The following is a 6,982-nucleotide window of genomic DNA, read 5'->3' as shown; positions in this document are numbered from 1 at the left end:
GATCTCCCGGGGGCGTCGCCCCGGCCCCCCGGCCCCCGCGCCCGGCGTGGCACTGGGTCGTCGGCGCCGCGGCCCTCCTCGTCGCCCTCGTGGGCGGGTCCGTGCTCGCGGTCACGGGCGCCCGCGCGGCGTGGGACGCCCTCGGCGACGGCTCCTTCCTCGGCCTCGAGGAGGGGGAGCGGTACGGCGACAACCCGGTGCTCGACGCGCTGTGGGACGACTGCGAGGCCGGGGACGGCCTCGCCTGCGACGACCTCTTCGACTCCTCCGGCTTCGGCACCGCCTACGAGACCTTCGGGCTCACCTGCGGCGAGCGCTTCACCGAGGCGTCCGCCCCCGAGTGGTGCCAGGACGAGCTCGACGGGACCCCGGTGCGCGAGGACGTGCGGCCGGCCGACGACGCCGTCCTCGACCGCCTCCGCGACGGCTGCGCGGCGGGCGACGGCGTGGACTGCGACGAGCTCTACGCCCTCGCCGAGGAGGGCTCGGACGACGAGCGGTTCGGCGTCACCTGCGGCGAGCGCTACTCGCAGCTCCGCGCCCCGGACTTCTGCGCCGAGGCGCTGGGGTAGGGGCGTCGGCTCCGACGGGAGCCTGGGGCCGCCCCGGCGGGCGGCCCCTCCCCTGCTCAGTCGAGCGTGCGCGTGCGCTGCGCGACCCCGGCGGGGCCGTAGGGGTAGTCGGCCACGACGGGGGCGCTGGCCTCGTCGAGCTTCGCCGTCTCGACGTCGGTGAGGTGCAGGCCGACGGCGCCGAGGTTGCCCTCGAGCTGCTCGGGGGTGCGGACGCCGAGGATCACCGAGGAGACGCCCGGGCGGTCGTGCAGCCACGCCAGGGCCACCTGCGCCATCGTCGCGCCGCGCCCCTCGGCGACCTGCTGCAGGGCCTCGAGGACGTCCCACGTCTGCTGGCTGCCGCTGCGCTTGTCGTAGGCCTCCATGCCGCGCTGCGGGTCCTCGCCCAGGCGCGTGGCTCCCTCGGGCCGGGCGTCGCGGCGGTACTTGCCGCTCAGCCAGCCCCCGGCGAGCGGGCTCCAGGGCAGCAGGCCGAGGCCCCCGGCGACCGCGGCGGGCACGATCTCGTGCTCGGTCTCGCGGACGAGCAGGTTGTACTGCGGCTGGTGGCTCACGAGCGGGAACCGCCCGGCGGCCAGCGCCGTCATCGTGGCGGTCTGCCAGCCGGTGTAGTTCGACAGGCCCGCGTAGCCGATCTTGCCCTGGTGCACGGCGTCCTCGAGGAAGCCGGCGGTCTCCTCCATCGGCGTCACGGCCTCGTGGGCGTGCACCTGGTAGAGGTCGACGTGGTCGACGCCGAGGCGCTGCAGCGAGCGGTCGAGCGAGCGGCGCAGGTTGCGGCGGGACCCCCCGGCGTCGCGCGGCTCGACGCCGCGGCTGGGGAAGCGGCCCTTGGTGGCCAGGACGACGCGGTCGCGCGTGCTCGAGCCCTGCGCGGCCATCCAGCGGCCGATGATCGACTCGGACAGGCCGCCGGCGTAGACGTCGGCCGTCTCGAGGACGACGCCGCCGGCGTCGACGTACTGCGACATCATGCGGTGGCTGCTGGCCTCGTCGGCCTCCGCGCCGAACGTCATGGTGCCGAGCGCGTAGGTCGAGACGGCCAGGCCGCTGCGGCCGAGGGTGCGGTGCTCCATCGCGGTGCTCTCCTCCGGTGGGGTGTCCGCCCACCCTGCCCGCCGGTGACGTCCCGGGCGAGGTGGGACGGACCGCCCTCCCCCGGCTCAGGCGAAGCCGGCGTTCTCCCGCGGCGCGTAGTGCTCCTCGAGCCGCGCGGCCTCGTCGTCGGACAGCTCCAGCTCGACGGCGGCGACGGCGTCGTCGAGGTGGTGGGGCTTCGTCGTCCCGACGATGGGCGCGGACACCGCCGGGCGGCGCATGACCCAGGCCAGCGCCACCTGGGCCGGCGTCACGCCGCGCTCGCGGGCGACCTGCGCGACGGCGTCGACGATGCGCGCGTCGTCGTCGCGGTAGAGGCCCTTGCCGAACTCGTCGGTGTCGCTGCGCGCGGTCTCGGAGTCCCACGGCCGCGTCAGGCGGCCCCGGGCCAGCGGGCTCCAGGGAGTCGCGCCGACGCCGGTGGCCTCGCAGTACGGCAGCATCTCGCGCTCCTCCTCGCGCATGAGGAGGTTGTAGTGGTCCTGCATGGAGACGAAGGGCGTCCACCCGTGGCGCTCGGCGACGTGCTGCATCTGCTGGAACTGCCAGGCCCACATCGACGAGGCCCCGAGGTAGCGGGCCTTCCCCGCACGCACGACGTCGTGGAGGGCCTCCATCGTCTCCTCGACCGGCGTCATCGGGTCGAAGCGGTGGATCTGGTAGAGGTCGACGTGGTCGACACCGAGGCGCCGCAGGCTGTTGTCGACCTCCGTGAGGATCGCCCGGCGCGAGAGCCCGGCGCCGTTCGGGCCGGGGCGCATGCGGCCGTGGACCTTCGTCGCGATGACGACGTCGTCGCGGGAGGCCATGTCGCGCAGCGCGCGCCCGACGATCTCCTCGCTCGTGCCGTCGGAGTAGACGTTCGCCGTGTCGAAGAAGGTGACCCCCGCCTCGAGCGCGCGGCGGATGGACTCCCGGCTCTCCTCCTCCGGCATCGACCAGGGGTGCCCGCCCCGCTCGGGGACGCCGTAGCTCATGCACCCCAGCGCGATCCGCGAGATCTCCAGCCCGGTGCTGCCCAGCCTCGTGTACTGCACGTCGACCTCCTGCTCCGCGTCCCGGGCGGGTCCCGCGGCGCGGTGACCACGCGACCACGTCCACGTCTCCGCCGCACCCCCGGGCCGCACCCCCGGGCGGCACCCCCCCGGGCCGCACCTCGGGCCGGCTCGCTCGGCCTCCCCACCTGCCGGCCTCCGTCAGGCCGTCGCCCGGCGCGACGCGAGGAGCGCGAGGGACAGCCCCAGCGTCATCAGCGCCGCCATCGGCACCACCGAGCCGGTGCCGACGGCGCCGGTCAGGGGGATGACGAGCGCGCCGCAGGTGAAGGCGAGCCCACCGCACAGCGCCGACGCCGTGCCGCGCGCGCGGTCCCCGGCGGCCTGCGCGAGGGCGAAGCCGGCCGGCAGCACGAGCCCCATGCCCGCGGTGAGGCCGGAGAGGAGCACCCAGACGAGCGGGAACGGCGGAGGCCCGCCGCCCACGGCCGGCGCCAGCAGGGCGGCGACGAGCAGGAGGGCCGACGACCCGGCGGCCACCGCGAGACCGGTGCGGCGCAGCGCCGTCGCGGGCCAGCGGTGGACGAGCCGGGCGAAGGCGAAGCTCGTCGCCGCCATGGCCGCCCCGTTCGCCGCGAAGACGAGCCCGTACGTCGCGGCGCCGACGCCGTAGACGCCCTGGAGGACGAGGCTCGAGCCCCCGATGTAGCTGAAGAAGCCGACGGTGGCGAGGCAGGCGACCACCACGTGCCGGGTGAAGCGGCGGTCCCGCAGGAGGTCGACGACGCGCGCCGCCGTGGCGGCCGCCGTCGCCCCGCCGCGCTCGTGCACCGGGAGGCTCTCGGGCACGCCCCGCCAGGCCCCCAGCACCTGCAGCAGCCCGATCCCCGCGAGGACGCCGAAGACCAGGCGCCAGTCCCCCACCTGCAGCACGCCGGCGCCGACGGTCGGCGCGACGACGGGGCCGAGCAGCCCGACCGCCGTCAGCAGCCCGAAGCGGGCGGCGGCGTCGGCGCCCCGGTGGGTGTCGCTGACGACGGCGCGGGCGCACACCGCACCCGCCGACGCCGCGACGCCCTGCACGAGGCGCGCGACGACGAGGACGCCGGCGCCCGGCGCCAGCGCGCACAGCACCGAGGCGACGGCGAAGGCCGCGGGCCCGAGGAGCAGCAGGGGCCGCCGCCCCACCGCGTCGCTCACCGGCCCCAGCACGAGCGATCCCGCGGCGAAGCCGACGAGGAAGGCGGTGAGCGTGAGCTGCGCGGCGACGTCCCCCGCCCCGAGGTCGCGGCCGACCGCGGGCAGGGCGGGCAGGTACATGTCCGTCGCCAGCGCCGAGACGCCGCTGAGGAGCACGAGCACCCAGAAGGCCGGCGCCCGGGTGGACGTCGTCCCGCGTGCGACCGGTCCTCGTGCTGGCACGCGCCCACCCCACCACGGCTCGACGGCGCCGCCCGCCGCGGCCCGCGCGTCGGCCCGGGGCGCGGGCCTACCGTGCGGGCATGGGGGAGCTGCGCGGCGTCCTGGGACTGGCCCTGCTCCTCGGGGTCGCGCTCCTCGTCTCCCGGCACCGCCGCGGTGTGCGGTGGCGGACCGTGGGCGCGGCCCTCGCGCTGCAGGTCGGCTTCGCCGCGCTGGTGCTGCGCTGGGGCCCTGGCGCCGCGGCGCTGGAGTGGGTGTCCGGCCGCTTCGAGGCCCTCATCGGGTACGCCGAGGAGGGCACCGCCTTCGTCTTCGGCCCGCTGCTGGACCTGGGCGCCGACGCGGGCGGCGCGGCGTTCGCGCTCACCGTCCTGCCGGTCATCGTCTTCCTCGGCGCCCTCATCGGCCTGCTGCTGCACCTGCGCGTCATCCAGCACCTGACCTACTACCTCGGCGGGGCGCTGGCCCGGCTCCTGCGCGTCAGCGACGTCGAGTCGCTCTACGGCGCGACGGTGGTCTTCCTCGGGCAGAGCGAGGCGCCGCTCATGGTGTCGCCGTACCTGAGGCGCCTGCGCACCGCCCAGGTGTTCACCGTCATGACCGCGGGCTTCGCCGCGGCCGCCGGCTCGACGCTCGTCGGGTACTCGCTGCTCGGCGCGCCGCTGGAGTACCTCCTCGCGGCGACCGTGATGAACGCCCCCGCCGCCCTGCTCATGGCCAAGCTCGTGTGGCCCGACGCGACGCCCGAGACCGACGACGAGCGACGGGCGCGCCTGGGGCTGGGCGCCGACGACCCCGTCGAGGACGACCCGGCGGACGAGGTCGCGCACACCGACGTCCGGCGCTACCGGGACACCGGGTCCGCCAACGCGATCGACGCCGTGGGGCGCGGCGCCCTCGCCGGCGGGCGCATCGCCGTGACGGTCGCGGCGCTGCTCGTGGCCTTCGTCGCGCTCATCGCCCTCGCCAACGGGGTCCTCGGGACGGTCGGCGGGTGGTTCGGCGCCGACGGCCTCACCTTCCAGGGCCTGCTCGGCACGGTGCTGTCCCCCCTGGCCTGGCTGCTGGGGGTCCCGTGGTCCGAGGCCGCGGCGACGGGCTCCTTCATCGGCCAGAAGACGGTGCTCAACGAGTTCGTCGCCTTCGCCGCGTTCGGCCCGCAGGTCGACCAGCTGTCGCCGACCACCGTCGTCGTCACGACCTTCGCGCTGGCGGGCTTCGCCAACTTCTCCTCGATCGCCATCCAGATCGGCACCATCTCGAGCCTGCACCCGCCGCTGCGGCCCGTCGTCGCCCGCCTGGGTCTGAGGGCGCTGCTCGCGGGCAGCCTCGCCAACCTCTCGAACGCCGCGGTGGCCGGCCTCGTCGTGGGCGCCTTCACCTAAGGACGCCCCACCTCGAGGACGTCGTCGCCCACGGGTGGGGCGGGTGTCAGGCGGGCGGGCGCAGCTCGTCGGCCGCGGCGCCGTCGTCGCCCGGGACCGCCCGCATCTCGAAGAGCGCGTCGACGCCGAGCATCTCGAGCAGCTGCTGCACCTGCGGCGAGGCGCCCAGCAGCGCGGGGCGGTCGGTCGGGGCGTCGCGGCCGCGGGGTGCGGCGACGCGCAGGAGGAGCCCGAGCCCCTGGGTGTCGACGAAGCTGACGCCGCTCACGTCGATGGAGCGGACCCAGGCGAGGTCGTCGCTCGTGCTGCGGTCGAAGGTCTCGACGGCCGACAGGTCGACGTCGCCCTCGAGGACGAGCAGCCGCTCGTCGGGCAGCGCCTGCACCCGGCCGGCCGGTCGCTCGACGTCGTGCCCCCGGGGGGTGCCGTCCATGCGTCTCCTCGCCCGTCCGCTGGTGCTCCGTCGCGCTCGCCGGTCTGCTCCACCGAGCCCGCTCGGCCGTCCCGCGCGTCCGCCGGCGGGCACCGGTGCGTACACCGTAACCGCCGGGCGGACGGGGAGGGCGCGCGGGTCACCCCTCGGTGCGGGCCCGTCAGCCGCCGGGGCTCGCCGCGCGGGCGAGCACCGCGGTCGCGAGGGCCTCGGTCGCCCCCGGCGCCACCTCGAGGAAGAGGGAGGGCTCCGCCAGCTCGAGCTCGAGGAGCAGCGGGCCGTCCGGGGAGGGCAGGAGGTCCACCCGGGCGTACAGCGGCGTCGCGCCGGTCCGGGCGCGGACGACCTCCAGCGCCCTCCGGGCGACGTCCGCCTCGGCCGCCGACGGCTCCCGCGCGGTGATCTCCTCGGGGGCGAAGAGGCCGTCCACGAGGTCGGCCGAGCGTCGCAGCAGCGGCCCCTTGCGGGCGGCGTGGGAGAGCCGGCCGTCGAGGAGGACCACCGCCGTCTCCCCGTGGTCGTCGACGCCCGCGAGGTAGGGCTGCACCAGGGCCGTCCGGCCGCTCGCGTGGATGGCGCGCACGTGCGCCCGCGAGCGCTCCGCCTCCTCGGCGCCGAGGCGCAGCGTGTCCTTGGAGCCCGCCGAGACCGTCGGCTTGACGACGTGCTCCCGGTCGAGGAAGGGGTGCTCCTCCCCGTCCCCGGGGGCGAGGAGAGCGGACGGGACCACGGGGAGCCCGGCCGCCCGCAGGTCCTCGAGGTAGGTCTTGTCGGTGCTCCAGCGCAGCAGGTCCGGCGGGTTCTCGAGCGCGGTGACGGCGGCCACCCGCTCCGCCCACGCGAGGAGGTCGGCGCGCCGGGGCACGTAGTCCCACGTCGAGCGGACGACGACGAGGTCGGCGGCCGCCCAGTCCTCGCCCCCGTCGTCCCAGACGGCGGGCCGGGCGTCGGCGCCCCGGCCCCGGAGGGCGCGCACGAGGCCCTGGCCCTCGGCGTCGAGGTCCGGCAGGTCGCGGCACGTGGCGAGCAGGACGAGCGGCCGAGGGGTGGCGGGGCGGCCACCGGTGGGGCGGG

6 protein-coding genes and 1 pseudogene are annotated in these 6,982 nt (G+C 76.7%); 2 read left to right on the top strand and 5 right to left on the bottom strand.

Translation table 11 applies throughout. The annotated features are described in order from the left end of the window. A pseudogene (locus HLB09_RS10755) lies at positions 1 to 572 on the top strand (hypothetical protein); the annotation flags it as partial. Positions 573 to 628: 56 nt separating this feature from the next. Here the strand turns inward: HLB09_RS10755 and HLB09_RS10750 are convergent. The 3 genes from HLB09_RS10750 to HLB09_RS10740 all read right to left on the bottom strand — a co-directional run bounded on the left by HLB09_RS10750 (position 629) and on the right by HLB09_RS10740 (position 4,090). Continuing rightward, positions 629 to 1,651, bottom strand: coding sequence for an aldo/keto reductase (locus HLB09_RS10750; protein WP_171203375.1), 1,023 nt, complete (start codon positions 1,649 to 1,651; stop codon positions 629 to 631). Between the two features lie 87 nt (positions 1,652 to 1,738). Next, positions 1,739 to 2,710: an aldo/keto reductase gene (locus HLB09_RS10745; protein ID WP_171203374.1), complete on the bottom strand. Its 972-nt coding sequence runs from the start codon at positions 2,708 to 2,710 to the stop codon at positions 1,739 to 1,741. A 159-nt stretch (positions 2,711 to 2,869) separates the two neighbouring features. After that, entirely contained in the window at positions 2,870 to 4,090 is a 1,221-nt protein-coding gene (locus tag HLB09_RS10740) for a multidrug effflux MFS transporter (protein ID WP_171203373.1), read from the bottom strand. Between the two features lie 80 nt (positions 4,091 to 4,170). On the opposite strand from HLB09_RS10740, the gene HLB09_RS10735 reads away from it, so the two are divergent. Next, on the top strand, positions 4,171 to 5,475 hold the full coding sequence (locus HLB09_RS10735; protein WP_171203372.1) for a NupC/NupG family nucleoside CNT transporter: 1,305 nt from the start codon (positions 4,171 to 4,173) through the stop codon (positions 5,473 to 5,475). Between the two features lie 46 nt (positions 5,476 to 5,521). On the opposite strand, the gene HLB09_RS10730 is transcribed toward HLB09_RS10735, so the two are convergent. After that, entirely contained in the window at positions 5,522 to 5,908 is a 387-nt protein-coding gene (locus HLB09_RS10730) for an STAS domain-containing protein (RefSeq protein ID WP_171203371.1), read from the bottom strand. 160 nt (positions 5,909 to 6,068) lie between these two features. Then, the coding region (locus HLB09_RS10725; protein WP_212770903.1) for an ATP-grasp domain-containing protein at positions 6,069 to 6,982 on the bottom strand (914 nt) is incomplete at its 5' end.

The sequence above is a fragment of the Pseudokineococcus marinus genome (assembly GCF_013004605.1).
In the GTDB taxonomy this organism is placed as follows: domain Bacteria; phylum Actinomycetota; class Actinomycetes; order Actinomycetales; family Quadrisphaeraceae; genus Pseudokineococcus; species Pseudokineococcus marinus.
The sequence above is the reverse complement of the archived record's forward strand: the minus strand, read 5'-3'. Positions and strand labels throughout refer to the sequence as shown.

Coding starts and splice junctions, on each gene's coding strand:
- HLB09_RS10750 (WP_171203375.1), bottom strand. CDS start 1,651: ATGGAGCACCGCACCCTCGGCCGCAGCGGCCTGGCCGTCTCGACCTAC.
- HLB09_RS10730 (WP_171203371.1), bottom strand. CDS start 5,908: ATGGACGGCACCCCCCGGGGGCACGACGTCGAGCGACCGGCCGGCCGG.
- HLB09_RS10735 (WP_171203372.1), top strand. CDS start 4,171: ATGGGGGAGCTGCGCGGCGTCCTGGGACTGGCCCTGCTCCTCGGGGTC.